We start from the raw sequence: 17,974 nt of genomic DNA on the forward strand, positions 1-17,974 counted from the left end.
GTGCCCAGGGTCAGCGAGGATCATTTGGCGGCCCGCCGCCGCCAAATCCTCGACGGTGCTCGCCGCTGTTTTGCGGTGCACGGCTACGACAAGGCGACGGTGCGCCGACTGGAGCAGACGATCGGGTTGTCGCGCGGCGCGATCTTCCACCACTTCCGGGACAAGGACACGCTGTTCTTCGAGCTGGCCCGCGAGGACGCGCAGCGGATGGCCGATGTGGCGTCCCGCGAGGGGCTGATCCAGGTGATGCGGGACCTGCTGGCCGCGCCCGAGCAGTTCGACTGGCTGGCCACCCGGCTGGAGATCGCCCGAAAGCTGCGCAACGACCCGGCGTTCAGCCGCGGCTGGGCGGAGCGGTCCGCGGAATTGGCGGCCGCGACGACCGAGCGGCTGCGCCGGCAAAAGCAGGCCGGGCGGTTACGCGACGACGTGCCCAGCGACGTGCTGCAGTGTTACCTGGACCTGGTGCTCGACGGGTTGGTGGCCCGGCTGGCGTCGGGTGAAGAGCCGCAGCGGCTGTCCGCGGTGCTGGATTTGGTGGAGGATTCGGTTCGGCACCGCTAGTTTGGCCGGTTACCACACGTTTGGCCGATCACCGCACCGAGCGTGCACCCAGACCGAAAAATCCGCCGAAATCTCGGTCTGAGTACACGTTCGGCGCGAAGCGCGGCTGAAGCGCGGCCTACCGCGACCGGGTGCGGTGGTTGGGTCCGCCGCGGCTGCGCATGGTGGTGCCCGATTCGCGCAGCATGCTGTGAATGGATCCGTACGACCGGCCGGTGGACGCCACCAGGGTGCGGATGCTGGCCCCACCCTCGTAGGCGCTGCGCAACTCGTGGATCAGCTGGTCGCGCGGCTTCTTGGTCTTCGTCATCGACGCCTCCCCGGGTGGAACTTCGGTTCTCGACGCACTCAGGGTAGAAAGGCCGTGCGGGCGATGCGGCGCTTTGACCGAATTCGCCTGCGGCGACCGTTTTTGGCGCCGGGACCGGCGTCGGCGGCGACCCTCAGGCCAGCTCGATGAGGTCGCGGTACTCCTCGGACCAGTAGTCCTCGGTGCCGTCGGGCAGCAGCACGACGCGCTGCGGGTCCAGCGCCTCGGCCGCGCCCGGGTCGTGGGTGACCAGCACCACCGCCCCGGTGTAGCTGCGCAGCGCATCCAGCACCTGCTCGCGCGAGGCGGGATCCAGGTTGTTGGTGGGCTCGTCCAGCAGCAGCACATTCGCGGTGGAGGCCACCAGCCCGGCCAACGCCAACCGCGTCTTCTCGCCGCCGGACAGGGTGCCGGCGGGCTGGTCCAGTTGCGGGCCGGTGAACATGAACGCCCCGAGCAGGCCGCGCAGATCCTGTTCCCCGGTGTCGGGGGCGGCGTGCCGGATGTTCTCCCACACCGTGGCCGCGTTGTCGAGGGTGTCGTGTTCCTGCGCGAAATACCCCATTTTCAGGCCGTGTCCGGGTTCGATGCTGCCGGCGTCCAGGGTTTCGGCGCCGGCCAGCAGCCGCAGCAGGGTGGTCTTGCCGGCGCCGTTGAGGCCGAGCACCACCACCCGCGACCCGCGGTCGATCGCCAGGTCGACGCCGGTGAACACCTCCAGTGAGCCGTAGGTCTTGGTCAATCCGCTGGCCACCAGCGGGGTGCGCCCGCACGGCGCCGGGGTGGGGAACTTGATCCGGGCCACCTTGTCGGCGACCCGCTCGTCGTCCAGGGCCGCCATCATCCGATCGGCACGACGCAACATGTTTTGCGCGGCAACGGCTTTGGTGGCTTTAGCGCCCATTTTGGCGGCCTGGTTGCGCAGTGCGGTGGCTTTGCGTTCGGCGTTGGCCCGCTCCCGGCGGCGACGCTGCTCGTCGGTGGCGCGGGCGTCCAGGTACTTTTGCCAGCCCATGTTGTAGACGTCGGCTTCGCCGCGCACCGCATCGAGGAACCACACCCGGTTGACCACGTCGGCCAGCAGCTCGACGTTGTGGCTGATCAGCACCAGCCCGCCGGTGTGCGCCTTGAGGAAATCGCGCAGCCAGCCCAGCGAGTCGGCGTCGAGGTGGTTGGTCGGCTCGTCGAGTAAGAGCGTGGTGGCCGAGCCGGCGCCCGTGTCGGAGGCGGCGAACAGGATGCGGGCCAGCTCCACCCGGCGGCGCTGACCGCCGGACAGGGTGCGCAGCTGCTGGGTCAACACCCGTTCGGGCAGGCCCAGGCTCGCGCAGATCCGGCTGGCTTCACTTTCGGCGCCGTAGCCGCCCAGCGCGGCGAATCGCTCCTCGAGCTGGCCGTAGCGCCGCACCGCGCGGTCGCGGGCGGCGTCGTCGGCGACCTCGGCCATCAGCGCCTGCTGTTTTTCCAGCTCGGCCAGCAGGGTGTCCAGGCCGCGCGCCGACAGCACCCGGTCGCGCGCGGTCACGTCGAGGTTGCCCTCTTTGGGATCCTGTGGCAGGTAGCCGATCTCGCCGCTGCGGGTGACGGTGCCGGCGTACGGTTCGCCCTCCCCCGCCAGGATCCGCATGGTGGTGGTTTTGCCGGCGCCGTTACGCCCGACCAACCCGATCCGGTCGCCGGGCTGCACCCGCAGCGCGGGCCCGGCGGCGGAGAGCAGCGTGCGCGCTCCGGCGCGGACCTCGAGGTCCGTTGCGGTAATCACGCGCGGCTGCTCCTGGTGGTTATTTGTCGTCGGTGAACACCGGCGGCCGCTTCTCGGCGCGCGCGGCGACGGCTTCTTCAAAGTTGCTGGTCAGCAGGCGCACATACAGTTGTCCCAGCCCCTCGGCCTGCATATGCCCCTCTAGACTACCGGCGTCCAGTCCACTCCAGAGTGTGCGCTTGGTCAACTCGATTCCCGGCCGGGAGAACGCGGCGATGCGTTCGGCCAGGTCGTAGCAGGTCGCCAACAGCTCGACGTCGGGCACCGTGCGGGACACCAACCCGATCCGTTCGGCTTCGGCGGCGTCGACGTCGCGGCCGGTGAGCATGATCTCAAACGCCCGCGACGAGCCGACCGCCCGCGGCAGCAGGTAGCTCAGCCCCAGCTCGCTGGCGGTCAGCCCGTTGTTGATGCCGGCGGCCCGGAAACAGGCGCCCGCTGCGGCGACGCGGATGTCGGCGGCCAGCGCCAAACACAGCCCACCGCCGATGGCGGCGCCGTTGACCGCGGCGATCACCGGTTGGTGCAGCCGCCGTAAGCCGAGGATGACGTCGTCGAGCAGCTCCATCGACCGCAGCCCGTAGGCCGGCCGGGTCAGCCCGTCGACGTGCGGGACGCTGCCCGCGGACTTGTGGTCGGCACCCGAAGAGAAGCCGTTGCCGGCCCCGGTCAGCACCACCGCGCGGACGTCGTTGTCGTAGGTGATCTCGCTCAGCACCTGTTTGAGCGGCACCATGACGTCGAACGCCATCGAGTTCATCCGCTCCGGCCGGTTGAGGGTGATCAGCGCGACCCCGGGCCGCGGGTGGTCGACGAGGACAAAGTTGTTGGCGGGAGTCACGGGATGCACGCTATCGCGTGCGGGCCACTACACCTGGTCGGGCTTGGGCTGCTCGGCGATGGCGGCGTCGATGTCGAACTCCTTGACCTTTTGCACCAGGTCTTCCAGCGCGGCCGGCGGCAGCGCCCCGGCCTGGTTGAACACCAGGTGCCCCTTCTTGAACGCCATCAACGTCGGGATGGAACGGATCTCCGCGGCCGCCGCCAACTGCTGTTCGGCCTCGGTGTCGACCTTGGCGTGCACGACGTCGGGGTGCTTTTCCGCCGACGCCTCAAAGGTGGGGGCGAACTGCTTACACGGCCCGCACCACGACGCCCAGAAGTCGACCAGCACGATGTCGTTGCCGTTGATCGTGTCGTTGAACTGTGCGGCGGTGAGCTCTTGGGTAGCCATGCCCCGCACAACGCGCCACCGCGGCGCGGTGTTCCCGTGGTCGCCGGCGCCAAATGTGGACTTGAGCCACGCCCTCGGCCACGGAGCGTGGCACAAGTCCACGCTCGAGGCGCGAAACCTCAGGTCAGGTGGTCGTAGTCGCCGCGCACCCAGGCGGCGTGCCGGGCGGCCGACCGCTGCACCGCGGCCTGCCCGTCGGTGTCGATGACGTTGCTGAACAGGCCATAGATGCGGTCGAAGGTCAACCCGGCCAGTGTGGCGGCCATCCGCTGCACGACCGCCGCCGACAGCGGCAGCAGGTTGGGGTAACTGCGCAAGAACCCGACCGTGCGCCGGTCCGGGTTGGGAAACACGGTATCGCCGACCAGCAGCACGCCGCGCCCGTCGGCGCCGTCCCGCCAGCAGGCCACCGCGCTGCCCGGGAAATGCCCGCCGACCCGCACCACCGTCAGCGACGGGGTCAACGCCACCGTGTCCGACCACTGCCGAATCACCGGGTCGGGCCGCATCACCCAGCCCGCGTCGGCGGCGTTGACGTACACCGGCACCCCGCCGAGCCGGTGGCTCCACTCCACCTGCGCGCCGAACATGTGCGGATGGCTGGCCACAATCGCCACCACCGGGCCGCGCTCGGCCACCGCGGCCACCGCGGCGTCGTCGAGGAAGCCGGACGGATCCCAGAGCACATTGCCGCCCGCACCGCACACCAGTTTGCCGATCTGACCGATCCCGAACGCCGGGCTGGCGCCGACGCCGACCAGCCCGTCCTCGAGGACGCTGACCTGCGAACGCACCCCCTCGGCGGTCAGCTGGTCCAGCGTCGTCCACTGCTGACCGCCGCGCGGCACCCACTGCCGCTCATCGGCACAGATCGCGCAGACCTCCGGGGTGTCATGGTGCTCGACGCCGCAGGTCCGGCACAACCAAAACATGGCCCAACTCTATGAGCGCGGGCCCGTCGGGTGGGTCAGACGGTGAACCCGAGCGCGCGCAGCTGCTCGCGCCCATCGTCGGTGATCTTGTCCGGGCCCCACGGCGGGGACCACACCCAGTTGATCTGGAGTTCGCTGACCAGCCCGCCGGCGACCAGCGCGGTGCGGGACTGGTCCTCGATCATGTCCTGCAGCGGGCACGCCGGTGAGGTCAGCGTCATGTCGAGCAGCGCCACCGGTCCGGTGTCGCCGGGCTCGACCTCCAGGCGGTACACCAGCCCCAGGTCGACCACGTTGATGCCGAGTTCGGGGTCGATGACGTCGTGCATCGCTTCGTCGACATCGGCGAGCAACGCGTCGTGCGGCGTGGCTGTTTCGCTCATCGGTTACCTCCAGTTGAGGGCACGGCGCTGGTGGCTTCGACCAGCGCAGTCTTGAATGCCGTCCACCCCAGCAGCGCGCATTTCACCCGCGCCGGATACTTCGCGACCCCGGCGAACGCGATACCGTCGCCGATCACGTCCTCATCGCCGGCCACGGTGCCGCGGGAGGACACCATTTCGGTGAACGCGGCGACGGTCTGCAGCGCCTGGCCGACGGTTTGCCCGATCACCTGATCGGTGAGCACCGAGGTGGCCGCCTGACTGATCGAGCAGCCCTGCCCGTCGTAGGAGATGTCGGCGACGGTGTCGCCGTCGTCGGACAACGCGACCCGCAGCGTCACCTCATCCCCGCAGATCGGGTTGGTGTGGTGGACTTCGGCGTTGAACGGCTCCCGCAGCCCGCGGCGATGCGGATGCTTGTAGTGATCGAGGATCACCTCTTGATAGATCTGTTCCAGCCGCACGCTCACGCTCCACCGAAGAAGGTCAACGCCCGTCGCACCCCGGCCACCAGCCGGTCGACTTCGTCGAGCGTGTTGTACACCGCGAACGACGCCCGGGCGGTGGCGGCGATCCCGAACCGCGCGTGCAGCGGCATCGCGCAGTGGTGCCCGACCCGCACCGCCACCCCGTCGTCGTCGAGGACCTGCCCGACATCGTGGGCGTGCACCCCGTCGACCACGAACGACACCGGCGATCCCCGGTCGGTCAGCGACGTCGGCCCGATGATCCGGATGCCGTCGATCCCGGACAGCCCGTCCAGCGCGGCGGCCACCAACCGTGCTTCGTGGGCCTGGACCGCGTCCATGCCGATCGCGGCCAGGTACCGGGCGGCGGCGGCCAGCGCCACCACCTGCGAGGTCATCGGGGTGCCGGCCTCGAAGCGCTGCGGCGGCGGCGCGTAGCTGCTGGCCGCCATCGCCACCGTCTCGATCATCGACCCGCCGGTCAGAAACGGCGGCGCCGCCGACAGCAGCGCACCGCGGCCGTACAGCACGCCGATCCCGGTGGGGCCCAGCATTTTATGGCCGGAGAAGGCGGCGAAGTCGACGTCCAGGGCGTGCAGGTCGACCGGCTGGTGCGGCACCGACTGGCAGGCGTCCAGCACGGTCAGCGCGCCGACGGCCTTGGCCCGGGTGACCAGTTCGGTCACCGGGGCCACCGCCCCGGTGACGTTGGAGTGGTGGCTGAACGCCACAACTTTGACGCGGTCGTCGAGCTGCAGGGTGTCCAAATCGATGCGGCCGTCGTCGGTGACGCCGTACCAGCGCAACTGGGCCCCGGTGCGCCGCGCCAACTCCTGCCACGGGATCAGGTTGGCGTGATGCTCGAGTTCGGTGGTGACGATGACGTCGCCGGGCCCGACGGCGTGCGGAAACCGGTTGTCGCCCAGCACATAGGACACCAGGTTGAGCGCTTCGGTGGCGTTCTTGGTGAACACCAGCTCGTCGGGGTCGGCGCCGACGAAGGCGGCGATGGCGGCGCGGCCGTCCTCGTAGGCGTCGGTGGCCTCCTCCATCAGCTGGTGCGCGCCGCGGTGCACCGCCCCGTTGGAGGTGGTCAAGAAGTCACGTTCGGCGTCGAGGACCTGCACCGGGCGCTGGGAGGTGGCGCCGGAATCCAGGTAGGCCAGCTGGGCTCCGCCCCGCATCACCCGCTTGAGGATCGGGAAATCGGCGCGGATGGCGTCCAGGTCGAGCGTCATCGCTAGGCTCCGGCGGACGCTGCCTGGGTGAACCGCTCATAGCCGTGCTCTTCGAGTTCGTCGGCCAGTTCGGGGCCGCCCGACTCGACGATGCGCCCGCCGACGAAGACGTGCACGAACTGCGGCTGGATGTAACGCAGGATGCGGGTGTAGTGCGTGATCAACAGGATGCCGCCGTGCTCGGCCGCCGCGTAGCGGTTCACCCCCTCGCTGACCACCCGCAACGCGTCGACGTCCAACCCGGAGTCGGTCTCGTCGAGGATGGCGATCTTGGGCTTGAGCAGCGACAGCTGCAAGATCTCGTGCCGCTTCTTCTCCCCGCCGGAGAAGCCCTCGTTGACGCTGCGTTCGGCGAACGCAGCGTCGATCTCCAGCTCCCCCATCGCCGCCTTGACCTCTTTGACCCAGTGCCGCAGTTTCGGGGCCTCGCCGCGCACCGCGGTCGCCGCGCTGCGCAAAAAGTTCGACATGGACACCCCCGGCACCTCCACCGGGTACTGCATGGCCAAAAACAGCCCGGCGCGGGCACGTTCGTCCACGCTCATGTCCAGCACGTTCTCCCCGTCCAGGGTGATCGATCCCGACGTCACCTGGTATTTGGGGTGGCCGGCGATGGCGTAGGACAGGGTGGACTTCCCCGAGCCGTTGGGGCCCATCACCGCATGGGTTTCCCCGGAGCGCACCGTCAGGTTCACCCCGGTCAGGATCGGGATGTCGCGTTCCCCGGCGGCGGCGTCGGGGTTGTCGACGCTGACGTGCAGGTCTTTGATTTCCAAAGTCGTCATGAGGCTGTGGTCTTTTCCGTGAGTTCCAGTTCGTGTTCGATGGCGTCGGTCAGGCGGTCCCGCACGTGCGGCACCGCGATTTTGGAGATGATCTCGCCGAAGAAGCCGCGCACCACCAGGCGGCGGGCCTGCTCTTCGGGGATGCCGCGGGCCCGCAGGTAGAACAGCTGCTCGTCGTCGAATCGTCCGGTGGCGCTGGCGTGTCCGGCGCCGACGATCTCGCCGGTCTCGATCTCCAGGTTGGGCACCGAGTCGGCGCGCGCGCCGTCGGTGAGCACCAGGTTGCGGTTCACCTCGAAGGTGTCGGTGCCGGTGGCTTCGGCCCGGATCAGCACGTCACCCACCCAGACGGTGTGCGCGTCGGGCCGCGACGACTCCGGATCGCCTTGCAGGGCACCCTTGTACAGCACGTTGGACCTGCAGTGCGGGTGGGCGTGGTCGATCAGCAGCCGCGATTCGAGGTGCTGGCCGTCGTCGGCGAAGTACAGGCCGAGCAGTTCGGCGTCCCCGCCCGGGCCGGCGAACCGCACCGTCGCCGAGTTCCGCACCAGCTCGCCGCCCAGCGTGACCGCGACGTGGCGCAGCACCGCATCCTTGCCCAGCCGGGCGTGCTGGGAGCTGAGGTGCACGGTGTCGTCGGCCCAGTCGGCGATCCACACCACGGTGAGCCGGGCGGCGTCGCCGACCACGAATTCGACGTTGTCGGCGTAGGTTCCGCTGCCCCGCTGGTCGATGACGACGACGGCCTCGGCGAGTTCCTCGACGCGGATCTGCAGGTGCCCGTAGGCGACCGCGCCCGCGCCGGGCCCGGTGATGGTGATGTCGACCGGGTCGGCGACCTGGGTGTCGCGGCCGACGGTGACCAGCGTCGCGGAATTGAACGACGAAAACGCTTGGGCGGCAACGCGGTCGGTCGGGACTCCGCCCTGACCGAGCCGCTCGTCGCCGCGCCGCACGGTTTCCACCCGCACCCCGGGCCGCTCGGTGACGGCGATCTGCGCGCTGCCGGTGGCCGGGGCGGACCCGTCGTGCAGGCCGCGCAGCCGGCGCAGCGGGGTGAAGCGCCAGATTTCGTCGCGGTGGCCGGGCACCTCGAAGGCGTCGACGTCGAACGAGGCGAATTGCTCGCCCTTGTTGATCGCTGCCGAAGACCCCGCTGGTGTCCCCTCCACGGCCAGGTTCTGAGCCGTCATCCGACCGCGCCCTCCATCTGCAGTTCGATCAGCCGGTTGAGCTCCAGCGCGTATTCCATCGGCAGTTCCTTGGCAATCGGCTCGACGAAGCCGCGCACCACCATGGCCATCGCCTCGTCCTCGGTCAGCCCGCGGCTCATCAGGTAGAACAGCTGGTTCTCGCTGACCTTGGACACGGTGGCCTCGTGGCCCATCGTGACGTCGTCCTCGCGGATGTCGACGTACGGGTAGGTGTCGCTGCGGCTGACCGTGTCGACCAGCAGCGCATCGCATTTCACGCTGGAGCGGGATCCGTGCGCACCCTTGTTCACCTGCACCAGGCCCCGGTAGGAGGCGCGACCGCCGCCGCGGGCCACCGACTTGGACACGATGTTGCTCGACGTGTTGGGCGCCAGGTGCAGCATCTTGGCGCCGGTGTCCTGGTGCTGGCCCTCACCGGCGAACGCCACCGACAGCACCTCACCCTTGGCGTGCTCGCCGGTCATCCACACCGCCGGGTACTTCATGGTGACCTTCGAGCCGATGTTGCCGTCGATCCACTCCATGGTGGCGCCGGCCTCGGCGCGGGCCCGCTTGGTGACCAGGTTGTAGACGTTGTTCGACCAGTTCTGGATGGTGGTGTAGCGGCACCGGCCGCCGGGTTTGACGATGATCTCCACCACCGCCGAGTGCAGCGAGTCGCTCTTGTAGATGGGCGCCGTGCAGCCCTCCACGTAGTGCACGTAGGCGCCCTCGTCGACGATGATCAGGGTGCGCTCGAACTGACCCATGTTCTCGGTGTTGATCCGGAAGTAGGCCTGCAGCGGGATCTCGACGTGCACCCCGGGCGGCACGTAGATGAACGACCCGCCGGACCACACCGCGGTGTTCAGCGCGGAGAACTTGTTGTCGCCGGCCGGGATGACGGTGGAAAAGTACTGCTTGAAGATGTCCTCGTGCTCGCGCAGCCCGGAGTCGGTGTCCAAGAAGATCACCCCTTGGGCCTCAAGGTCTTCCCGGATCTGGTGGTAGACCACCTCGGATTCGTACTGCGCGGCCACCCCGGCGACCAGGCGCTGCTTTTCGGCTTCGGGAATGCCGAGCCGGTCATAGGTATTGCGGATGTCCTCGGGCAGGTCCTCCCAGCTGGCCGCCTGCTTTTCGGTGGACCGCACGAAGTACTTGATGTTGTCGAAGTCGATGTCGCCCAGGTTGGAGCCCCAGGTCGGCATCGGCTTCTTGTTGAACGTGCGCAGCGCGCGCAGCCGGCTCTCCAGCATCCACTCCGGCTCGTTCTTCTTCGCCGAGATGTCGCGCACCACCGCTTCGGACAGGCCGCGCTGCGCGCTGGCCCCGGCGGCGTCGGAGTCGGCCCAGCCGTAGCCGTAGCGGCCCAGCGAGGCGATGGCCTCTTCCTGGGACAGCGGTTCTGCGGGCTTGTGAAGCTCGGGGGTGGTCGTCATTACGACGCTCCTTGCTTGCTCGTGGTGGCTTCGGCGCGGGCTGTGCGCCGAAGTGCTATCGGGTGGCTAATGGTGGGTACCGGTCAGGGGGACGTGGGTGGTGCAGGCGCAGTCGCCGTTGACGATGGTCGCCAGCCGCTGCACGTGCGTGCCGAGTACCTCGGCCATGGCCTGTTGTTCGGTCTCGCACAGCTCCGGGAACTCCTCGGCGACGTGCGAGACCGGGCAGTGGTGCTGGCAGATCTGCACGCCGGGCAGCGGCCCGCGCACCCGCGTGGTGGTGGCGGCGTATCCGGCCCGGGTGAAGGCTTGCGCGATCTGCTCGGCGGCGGTCTCGACGTCGTCGGCCGGCTGCACCTCAGACAAAATCGTGTCGATGCGTCGGCGGGCGAAGGTGCGCACCGCGTCCTCGCCGCCGATTTCGCGGAGCTGCCGCATCGCCGCCGAGGCCAGGTCGTCGTAGTGGTGTTCGAGCTTGGCCCGCCCGGCCGCGGTCAACCGGTAGCGTTTCGCCGGCCGGCCGCGCCCCACCTGCTGCCACGCCTCGGCGGCGTGCGCCTCGGCGTCACCGAGTTCGATCAGCGCTTCCAGGTGGCGCCGCACCCCGGCGGCCGACAGTCCCAGCCGCTCGCCGATCTCCCCGGCGGTGATCGACCCGGACTCCATCAACAGCCGCACCACCGCACGGCGGGTGTGGCCGTCGTGCGTGGCGGCGGCACTGGTGGGGTCCGCCCCGGGCACGGCTTGCACGCCGTCGCCCTCACGCTCGGTCCGGATTTTCACAACACCAGTGTGACGCAATTCCGGGGACGGGTCTAGCAAGGCTACCCTCAATGACCGTTGCGCTGGTCACACCGGTCGGCCGACGGGCGGCGGTTACGCTGCTGGGATGGCTGCCCGCCAATACTCGTTGAGCACCTCGCTGGCCCGCTGGCACGGCGACGAGCGGGCGGTGGGCTCCCCGCTCAACGAGTCCGAGGTCGTCGCGCTGCGCCGCACTCGGCTGTTCGGGGCCACCGGCACCGTGCTGATGGGCATCGGCGCGCTGGGTGCCGGGGCGCGGCCGGTGGTGCAGGATCCGACGTTCGGGGTGCGTCTGCTCAACCTGCCGTCCCGAATTCAGACGGTGTCGTTGACGATGACCACCACCGGCGCGGTGATGATGGCGCTGGCCTGGCTGATGTTGGGCCGGTTCGCGCTGGGTGGCCGGCAAATGTCGCGCAGCCAGCTGGATCGCACCCTGCTGCTGTGGATGCTGCCGCTGTTGGTGGCGCCGCCGATGTACAGCAAGGACGTCTACTCGTATCTGGCGCAAAGCCAGATCTCCCGGCTGGGGCTCGACCCGTATCGGGTGGGTCCGGCGCCCGGGTTGGGGCTGGGCCACGTGTTCACCCTGTCGGTGCCCAGCCTGTGGCGGGAAACCCCGGCGCCCTACGGTCCGCTGTTCTTATGGGTCGGGCGCGGGATTTCGGCGCTGACCGGGGAGAACATCGTCGCCGCCGTGTTGTGTCACCGACTGGTGGTGCTGATCGGAGTGGGCATGATCGTGTGGGCCACCCCGCGGCTGGCCCGCCGCTGCGGGGTGGCCGAGGTCAGCGCGCTGTGGTTGGGCGCGGCCAACCCGCTGCTGCTCATGCACCTGGTCGCCGGGATTCACAACGAGGCCCTGATGCTCGGGTTGATGCTGACCGGGGTCGAGTTCGCGTTGCGCGGGGTGGATGCGACCCGACCGCTGATGCCCGCGCGGCCCTGGCACTGGCCGCAGGACCGCGCGGCCTGGCTGCAGTGGGCGCCGCTGGGCATGCTGCTGGCCGGCGCGGTGCTGATCACGCTGTCGTCGCAGGTGAAGCTGCCCTCGCTGCTGGCGTTGGGGTTTGTCGCGATGGCCTTGGCGTGGCGCTGGGGCGGCAACCTGCGGGCGTTTCTGCTGGCCGGCGGGGCGATGACGGTGCTGGCGGTGGCGGTGATCGGGCTGATCGGCTGGGCCAGCCGGCTCGGTTTCGGCTGGGTGTTCACGCTGGGCACCGCCAACGTGGTGCGCAGTTGGATGTCGCCGCCGACGCTGATCGCGCTGGGCACCGGCCAGGTGGGCATCCTGCTGGGGCTCGGCGATCACACCACCGCGGTGCTGTCGCTGACCCGTGGCATCGGCGTGCTGATCATCGCGGTGATGGTGGCCTGGCTGCTGCTGTTGGTGCTGCGCGGCCGGCTGCACCCGGTCGGGGGGCTCGGCGTCGCGCTGGGGGTGACGGTGCTGCTGTTTCCGGTGGTGCAGCCGTGGTATCTGCTGTGGGCGATCATCCCGTTGGCGGCCTGGGCCACCCGGCCCGGGTTCCGGATCGCGGCGATCGCGGTGACGTTCATCGTCGGGGTGTTCGGGCCGACCGCCAACGGTGATCGCTTCGCGCTGTTTCAGATCCTGGACGCCACCCTGGCCAGCACCATCATCGTGGCGCTGCTCATCGCGGTGACCTACGCCTGGCTGCCCTGGCGCCAGCTGCCGGCAGATTCGGCCGCGCCGGCGCCGGCCGAGCCGGCCGAGTTGGCCGATAGCACGCCCACCGCGGCCACCCCGGCCCCGACCCAGCCGCCCACCGTGCTGCCGGGCGCTTACGCTGATTCCCCGTGAACTCGTCGGCCGAAGTCCCCGTGCGGTTGCGCGGGGTGTCCAAACGGTACGGGACGGGCCCGTCGGCCACCCAGGCGGTCGCCGACCTGGATCTGGAGGTGCAGCGCGCCGAGGTGCTGGCGCTGCTGGGGCCAAACGGGGCCGGCAAGACCACCACCGTCGAGATGTGCGAGGGCTTTGTGCGCCCCGACGCCGGCAGCATCGAGGTGCTGGGGCTGGATCCGATCACCGACAACGCCCGGCTGCGGCCGCGGATCGGGGTGATGCTGCAGGGCGGCGGCGGGTACCCGGCCGCGCGGGCCGGCGAGATGCTCAACCTGGTCGCCGCCTATTCGGCGGACCCGCTGGACCCGCAGTGGCTGCTGGAAACGTTGGGTCTCACCGAGGCCGCCCGCACCACCTACCGGCGGTTGTCCGGCGGGCAACAGCAGCGGCTGGCGCTGGCCTGCGCGCTGGTCGGCCGACCCGAACTGGTGTTCCTCGACGAGCCCACCGCCGGGATGGACGCGCACGCCCGGGTGCTGGTGTGGGAGCTCATCGACGCGTTGCGCCGCGACGGCGTCACCGTGGTGTTGACCACCCACCACCTCAAGGAGGCCGAGGAACTCGCCGACCGGCTGGTGATCATCGACCACGGGGTGACGGTGGCGGCGGGCACCCCGGCGGAGCTGACCCGCACCGGCGCCAAGGACCAGTTGCGCTTCACCGCCCCCCGCCGCCTGGACCTGTCCCTGCTGGTGTCGGCGCTGCCGGAGAACTACCGCGCCAGCGAGGTGGCCCCGGGCGAATATCTGGTCGAGGGTGCCGTCGACCCGCAGGTGCTGGCCACGGTCACGGCGTGGTGCGCCCAGCTCGACGTGCTGGCCACCGATCTGCGGGTCGAGCAACGCAGCCTCGAGGACGTGTTCTTGGACCTGACCGGCAGGGAGTTACGACCATGACCGCCCCGCATTTCCCGGCGGGCACCTTCGCCCCGGACCCGCGGCCCAATACGGTGGCGCGGATGCTGACCGCGCAGTTCGGGCTGGAGTTGAAGCTGCTGCTGCGCAACGGGGAACAGCTGCTGCTGACGATGTTCATCCCGATCACGCTGCTGGTGGGGTTGACGCTGCTGCCGCTGGGCTCCTTCGGCGAGGGTCCGCGAGTGGCCATCTTCGTACCGGCCATCATGGCGCTGGCGGTGATCTCCACCGCGTTCACCGGGCAGGCCATCGCGGTCGCGTTCGACCGCCGCTACGGCGCGCTGAAACGGCTGGGCGCCACCGCGCTACCGGTGTGGGGGGTCATCGTCGGCAAGTCGCTGGCGGTGGTGGCGGTGGTGGCGTTGCAGTCAATCCTGCTGGGCGCCATCGGATTTGCGCTGGGCTGGCGACCGGCGCCGGTGGGGCTGCTGCTGGGCGCGGTGGTGATCGCGCTGGGCACCGCCGGTTTCGCCGCGCTGGGGTTGCTGCTCGGCGGCACGCTGCGCGCCGAGATCGTGCTGGCCGTCGCAAACCTGTTGTGGTTCGTGTTCGCCGGACTCGGTGCGCTGACCCTGGAGAACGACACCATCCCCGCGGCGGTGCGCTGGGTCGCGCGGCTGACCCCGTCGGGCGCGCTCACCGAGGCGTTGTCCCAGGCGATGACGCTGTCGGTCGACTGGTTCGGCTTCGCAGTGTTGGTGGTGTGGGGCGGCCTGGCCGCGGTGGGCGCGCTGCGCTGGTTCCGGTTCACCTGAGCCCGACCGCCCGCGAGATTGACCTCACGCAGGCCTGTACTCGGTCTTTTCCTGCGTGGTTGCCATCTCGGCGGAAACCCAGGCCCAGACCCCTACTACAGCGTGTAGTTCCTGGTGGCTTACCATCGGGCGGTGCCTGTCGGACGGTTCCTGCTGCGGCTGGTGGACCTGCTGCCCCTGCCCGGCCTGCGGGCCCAACGCCTGATCGCGGCGGCCGTCATTTTGACCCAGGGCGGTATCGCGTTCACCGGTGCGATCGTCCGGGTCACCGCCTCGGGGTTGGGCTGCCCGACCTGGCCGCAGTGCTTTCCGGGCAGCTACACCCCGGTGCGGGTCGCCGAGGTGCCGCACCTGCACCAGGCCGTGGAGTTCGGCAACCGGATGGTCACCTTCGCGGTGTTGATCGCCGCCGCGGCCGCGGTGCTGGCCGTCACCCGGGCCCGGCGGCGCCGCGAGGTGCTGGTCTACGCCTGGCTGATGCCGGCCTCGACGGTGGTGCAGGCCGTATTGGGCGGCATCACCGTGCGCACCGGGTTGCTGTGGTGGACGGTGGCGTTGCATCTGCTGGTGTCGATGGCGATGGTGTGGCTGGCGGTGCTGCTCTACGTCAAGGTCGGTGAACCCGACGACGGGGTGGTGCGCCGGCGGGCCCCGGCGCCGCTGCGGGCGCTGACGGCGCTGAGCGCGGTGACCCTGGCCGCGACGTTGGTGACCGGCACCCTGGTCACCGCCGCGGGCCCGCACGCCGGCGACAAAAGCGCCGACCGCCCGGTGCCCCGGCTGAAGGTCGAGATCACCACGCTGGCCCACCTGCATTCGTCGCTGCTGGTCGGTTTTCTGGCGCTGCTGGTGGGGCTGGGTTTCGGGCTGCTGGCCGTGCAGGCGACCCGGCCGGTGCTGCTGCGGCTGGGGGTGCTGATCGTGCTGGTGTGCGGCCAGGGCCTGGTCGGCATCGTGCAGTTCTTCACCGGGGTGCCGGCCGCGCTGGTGGCCACCCACGTCGCCGGGGCGGCGTTGTGCACCGCGGCCACCGCCGCGCTATGGGCGTCGATGCGAGAACGGGTCCAGCCCGAGCCGGTATAACGCCGCTTCGACGGCCAGCGCGAACTCGCGCTGCTGCAGCTCCCGGGTGCCCGGGTCCAGCGTGCCCCAGCCCAGCGTCGGCGCCACCAGATCCAGGCCGGCCAACCGTACCTCGCCGACGTCCCCGACCACGTCGGCGCGGGCATACAGCAGCTCGGCGGGCCGGATGCCGAACCGGGCGGCCACCGCGCGCAGCGCGGCGTGGCCCACCTCCCATAGTTCGAAATCCGGTTCGTCGACGGCGAGTTCGGTCGTCGGGTGGAAGGCGTGCGACGGGGCACCGCCGAGGAACACCAGCGCGGTCGCCGGCGGGTGGGCCGCGTCATGGGCTGCGCGTCGGGGCGCCAGGGTGGGGACCCCGGCCCAATCCAGGTCCCGCAGATAGTGGTGGTCGGCGTTCCAGGCGATGACGTCGCGGTTGTTCAGCAGGTGGGGGACCCGCCGCGTCCAGGCCAAGAATTCGGCCAGCCGGTCCCGGTAGTCCGCGACGGCCCGCACGATCACCAGGTCGGCGTCGCGGACCTCGGGGTCGTCCCAGGATCGCCACCGTGCGTGCAGGCCGCGCTTGCGCAGCCCGCCGACCAGTCCGGCGTCGTCGGGGTCGCCCTCGGGCGACCGGGCGCACCCGGCGAGCACGATCCGAGGGTGAAACGCGTCCGGCCGGGCCAGCTTCATACCCGGCGATGATATTGATCCGCCGCGACGCCGTCACGCGCGGCGACGGCCAGCCCTCTAAATTGGTCAGCATGCACGCTATCCAAGTCACCGAGCACGGCGGTCCGGATGTCCTGAGCTATGTGACAGTGCCGCAGCCCACCCCCGCGGCCGGTGAGGTGCTGATCAAGGCCGACGTCATCGGCATCAACTTCATCGACACCTACTTTCGGTCCGGGCTGTACGCCCGGGACTTACCGTTTGTGGTCGGCACGGAAGTGTGCGGCACGGTGGCCGCGGTCGGCGACAATGTGGCCGCGCTCAACGTGGGTGACCGGGTGGTCACCGCCAGCGCCGCCGGCGCGTATGCGGAATTCTGCACCGCGCCCGCCGATTTCGTCGCGTTTGTGCCCGACGGGGTGGATTCCGCGGCGGCCGCCGCCGTGCTGCTCAAGGGGATGACCACCCACTACCTGGTCAAGTCGGTGTATCCGGTGCAGCCGCGGGACACGTTGCTGGTGCACGCCGGCGCGGGCGGTGTCGGGCTGCTGCTGACCCAGTGGGCGACGTCGCTGGGTGCGCGGGTGATCACCACGGCGTCCACCCCGGCGAAGGCGGAGCTATCGCGGCAGGCCGGCGCCGTCGCCGTCCTCGACTACCCCGGCGACGACCCCGCCGAGTTCGCCGCCAAGGTCCGCGACCTCAGCGACGGTGTCGGGGTGGCGGCGGTCTACGACGGGGTGGGCGCCACCACGTTCGACGCCAGCCTGGCTAGCTTGGCCGTGCGCGGCACCCTGGCGCTGTTCGGCGCGGCGAGCGGGCCGGTGCCGCCCGTCGACCCGCAGCGCCTCAACGCGGCCGGATCGGTGTATCTGACCCGGCCGTCGCTGACCCATTTCATTCAGAGCGCCGACGAGTTCAACTGGCGGGCAGGCGAAGTACTCGATGCGGTGGCCGACGGCGCGATCAGCGTCACGGTCGGCCAGCGCTACCCGCTGGCCGACGCCGTGCAGGCGCACCGCGATCTGCAAGCCCGCAAGACGGTCGGCTCGATCGTGCTGGAGCCCTGAGGTTGGGGGCGTCGCCGTCGCGGGTGTCGAGCCTGCGGTGACGGCATCGAGACTGTGTCTGCGGCGTCGAGCCTGCGCTCAGGGCGCCGAGACTGCGGTGGGGGCATCGAGTCTGCGGTGGAGGCATCGAGACTGTACTCAGGGCATCGAGCCTGTACTCAGGGCATCGAGTCTGTACTCAGGGCATCGAGCCTGCGCTGAGGGCATCGAGTCTGTACTCAGGCCGTGATTTCGGCCGCGAAGACGGCCTGGTTACAGACTCGCTGCCGTAGGCGCAGTTTCGGCGCCCCCACTGCAGACTCGGCGCCCCCACTGCAGTTTCGGCGCCCCCACTGCAGACTCGATGCCGTAGACGCAGACTCGATCCGCTAACCGGCCAGAATCAGCCCCATTTGGCGGCTTCGGCGTTATCCCGAGCAAGCATGGCCAACGTGTTGGACTCATGGGTGCCCGCCATCGCCGCATACGCGCGCACCAACTCCTCCATCGCCTGATTCCACTGCGCCTGCCA

Annotated in this window: 18 protein-coding genes and 2 pseudogenes; 6 read left to right on the plus strand and 14 right to left on the minus strand. The window is 69.9% G+C overall.

Annotated elements, in window-relative coordinates; translation table 11 throughout:
• A complete protein-coding gene (locus tag BKN37_RS04420) occupies positions 1-564 on the plus strand; it encodes a TetR/AcrR family transcriptional regulator (RefSeq protein WP_071022164.1) in 564 nt (187 codons plus the stop codon).
• A 118-nt stretch (positions 565-682) separates the two neighbouring features.
• Here the strand turns inward: BKN37_RS04420 and BKN37_RS04425 are convergent, their stop codons facing one another.
• The 12 genes and pseudogenes from BKN37_RS04425 to BKN37_RS04480 all read right to left on the minus strand — a co-directional run bounded on the left by BKN37_RS04425 (position 683) and on the right by BKN37_RS04480 (position 11,144).
• Positions 683-874 carry a helix-turn-helix domain-containing protein gene (locus BKN37_RS04425; protein ID WP_071022167.1) on the minus strand — a complete coding sequence of 64 codons (192 nt, stop codon included), beginning with the start codon at positions 872-874 and terminating at the stop codon, positions 683-685.
• Positions 875-1,007: 133 nt separating this feature from the next.
• Positions 1,008-2,636 (minus strand): ABC-F family ATP-binding cassette domain-containing protein, encoded by a 1,629-nt coding sequence (locus BKN37_RS04430; protein ID WP_071022172.1) that lies wholly within the window; start codon positions 2,634-2,636, stop codon positions 1,008-1,010.
• A gap of 19 nt (positions 2,637-2,655) precedes the next feature.
• Positions 2,656-3,477: an enoyl-CoA hydratase gene (locus BKN37_RS04435; protein WP_071022176.1), complete on the minus strand. Its 822-nt coding sequence runs from the start codon at positions 3,475-3,477 to the stop codon at positions 2,656-2,658.
• Positions 3,478-3,504: 27 nt separating this feature from the next.
• Entirely contained in the window at positions 3,505-3,870 is a 366-nt protein-coding gene (trxA, locus tag BKN37_RS04440) for a thioredoxin (RefSeq protein WP_071022236.1), read from the minus strand.
• Positions 3,871-3,989: 119 nt separating this feature from the next.
• A complete protein-coding gene (locus tag BKN37_RS04445; protein WP_071022180.1) occupies positions 3,990-4,802 on the minus strand; it encodes an MBL fold metallo-hydrolase in 813 nt (270 codons plus the stop codon).
• Positions 4,803-4,837: 35 nt separating this feature from the next.
• Complete coding sequence (locus BKN37_RS04450; protein WP_071022184.1) at positions 4,838-5,185, minus strand: metal-sulfur cluster assembly factor; 348 nt, start codon at positions 5,183-5,185, stop codon at positions 4,838-4,840.
• Positions 5,163-5,655: pseudogene (gene sufU / locus BKN37_RS04455) on the minus strand (Fe-S cluster assembly sulfur transfer protein SufU); the annotation flags it as partial. The gene BKN37_RS04450 and the pseudogene sufU, both read right to left, overlap by 23 nt.
• Complete coding sequence (locus tag BKN37_RS04460; RefSeq protein ID WP_071022194.1) at positions 5,652-6,890, minus strand: cysteine desulfurase; 1,239 nt, start codon at positions 6,888-6,890, stop codon at positions 5,652-5,654. The pseudogene sufU and the gene BKN37_RS04460, both read right to left, overlap by 4 nt.
• Positions 6,891-6,892: 2 nt before the next feature.
• Positions 6,893-7,675, minus strand: coding sequence for a Fe-S cluster assembly ATPase SufC (gene sufC, locus BKN37_RS04465; protein WP_071022197.1), 783 nt, complete (start codon positions 7,673-7,675; stop codon positions 6,893-6,895).
• Positions 7,672-8,868 carry a Fe-S cluster assembly protein SufD gene (gene sufD / locus BKN37_RS04470; protein WP_071022200.1) on the minus strand — a complete coding sequence of 399 codons (1,197 nt, stop codon included), beginning with the start codon at positions 8,866-8,868 and terminating at the stop codon, positions 7,672-7,674. The genes sufC and sufD overlap by 4 nt, the downstream gene beginning before the upstream one ends.
• Positions 8,865-10,310 (minus strand): Fe-S cluster assembly protein SufB, encoded by a 1,446-nt coding sequence (gene sufB, locus BKN37_RS04475; RefSeq protein ID WP_071022204.1) that lies wholly within the window; start codon positions 10,308-10,310, stop codon positions 8,865-8,867. Before sufB ends, sufD begins: the two co-directional genes overlap by 4 nt.
• Positions 10,311-10,376: 66 nt before the next feature.
• Positions 10,377-11,144: a helix-turn-helix transcriptional regulator gene (locus BKN37_RS04480; RefSeq protein ID WP_095406996.1), complete on the minus strand. Its 768-nt coding sequence runs from the start codon at positions 11,142-11,144 to the stop codon at positions 10,377-10,379.
• Positions 11,145-11,199: 55 nt separating this feature from the next.
• Between BKN37_RS04480 and mptB the strand changes: the two genes are divergently transcribed.
• The 4 genes from mptB to BKN37_RS04500 all read left to right on the plus strand — a co-directional run bounded on the left by mptB (position 11,200) and on the right by BKN37_RS04500 (position 15,739).
• The gene (gene mptB / locus BKN37_RS04485; RefSeq protein WP_071022210.1) at positions 11,200-12,939 is read left to right on the plus strand and encodes a polyprenol phosphomannose-dependent alpha 1,6 mannosyltransferase MptB; all 1,740 of its coding nucleotides are present in this window, start codon (positions 11,200-11,202) and stop codon (positions 12,937-12,939) included.
• The gene (locus BKN37_RS04490; protein ID WP_071022213.1) at positions 12,936-13,880 is read left to right on the plus strand and encodes an ABC transporter ATP-binding protein; all 945 of its coding nucleotides are present in this window, start codon (positions 12,936-12,938) and stop codon (positions 13,878-13,880) included. The genes mptB and BKN37_RS04490 overlap by 4 nt, the downstream gene beginning before the upstream one ends.
• Positions 13,877-14,656, plus strand: a complete 780-nt coding sequence (locus tag BKN37_RS04495) for an ABC transporter permease (protein ID WP_071022216.1) — start codon at positions 13,877-13,879, stop codon at positions 14,654-14,656. The genes BKN37_RS04490 and BKN37_RS04495 overlap by 4 nt, the downstream gene beginning before the upstream one ends.
• A gap of 159 nt (positions 14,657-14,815) precedes the next feature.
• Positions 14,816-15,739 carry a COX15/CtaA family protein gene (locus BKN37_RS04500; protein WP_242657077.1) on the plus strand — a complete coding sequence of 308 codons (924 nt, stop codon included), beginning with the start codon at positions 14,816-14,818 and terminating at the stop codon, positions 15,737-15,739.
• On the opposite strand, the gene BKN37_RS29040 is transcribed toward BKN37_RS04500, so the two are convergent.
• On the minus strand, positions 15,695-16,414 hold the full coding sequence (locus BKN37_RS29040; RefSeq protein ID WP_071022224.1) for a hypothetical protein: 720 nt from the start codon (positions 16,412-16,414) through the stop codon (positions 15,695-15,697). The two genes, BKN37_RS04500 and BKN37_RS29040, sit on opposite strands and share 45 nt — an antisense overlap.
• A gap of 71 nt (positions 16,415-16,485) precedes the next feature.
• Between BKN37_RS29040 and BKN37_RS04510 the strand changes: the two genes are divergently transcribed.
• Positions 16,486-17,463 (plus strand): quinone oxidoreductase family protein, encoded by a 978-nt coding sequence (locus BKN37_RS04510; protein WP_071022239.1) that lies wholly within the window; start codon positions 16,486-16,488, stop codon positions 17,461-17,463.
• A 382-nt stretch (positions 17,464-17,845) separates the two neighbouring features.
• Here the strand turns inward: BKN37_RS04510 and BKN37_RS04515 are convergent.
• A pseudogene (locus BKN37_RS04515) lies at positions 17,846-17,974 on the minus strand (WXG100 family type VII secretion target); the annotation flags it as partial.

Source organism: Mycobacterium talmoniae (genome assembly GCF_001854525.1).
In the GTDB taxonomy this organism is placed as follows: Bacteria; Actinomycetota; Actinomycetes; order Mycobacteriales; family Mycobacteriaceae; genus Mycobacterium; species Mycobacterium talmoniae.

Coding starts and splice junctions, on each gene's coding strand:
- BKN37_RS04425 (WP_071022167.1), bottom strand. CDS start 874: ATGACGAAGACCAAGAAGCCGCGCGACCAGCTGATCCACGAGTTGCGC.
- trxA (WP_071022236.1), bottom strand. CDS start 3,870: ATGGCTACCCAAGAGCTCACCGCCGCACAGTTCAACGACACGATCAAC.
- BKN37_RS04445 (WP_071022180.1), bottom strand. CDS start 4,802: ATGTTTTGGTTGTGCCGGACCTGCGGCGTCGAGCACCATGACACCCCG.
- BKN37_RS04450 (WP_071022184.1), bottom strand. CDS start 5,185: ATGAGCGAAACAGCCACGCCGCACGACGCGTTGCTCGCCGATGTCGAC.
- BKN37_RS04460 (WP_071022194.1), bottom strand. CDS start 6,890: ATGACGCTCGACCTGGACGCCATCCGCGCCGATTTCCCGATCCTCAAG.
- sufC (WP_071022197.1), bottom strand. CDS start 7,675: ATGACGACTTTGGAAATCAAAGACCTGCACGTCAGCGTCGACAACCCC.
- sufD (WP_071022200.1), bottom strand. CDS start 8,868: ATGACGGCTCAGAACCTGGCCGTGGAGGGGACACCAGCGGGGTCTTCG.
- sufB (WP_071022204.1), bottom strand. CDS start 10,310: ATGACGACCACCCCCGAGCTTCACAAGCCCGCAGAACCGCTGTCCCAG.
- mptB (WP_071022210.1), top strand. CDS start 11,200: ATGGCTGCCCGCCAATACTCGTTGAGCACCTCGCTGGCCCGCTGGCAC.
- BKN37_RS04495 (WP_071022216.1), top strand. CDS start 13,877: ATGACCGCCCCGCATTTCCCGGCGGGCACCTTCGCCCCGGACCCGCGG.
- BKN37_RS29040 (WP_071022224.1), bottom strand. CDS start 16,414: ATGAAGCTGGCCCGGCCGGACGCGTTTCACCCTCGGATCGTGCTCGCC.
- BKN37_RS04510 (WP_071022239.1), top strand. CDS start 16,486: ATGCACGCTATCCAAGTCACCGAGCACGGCGGTCCGGATGTCCTGAGC.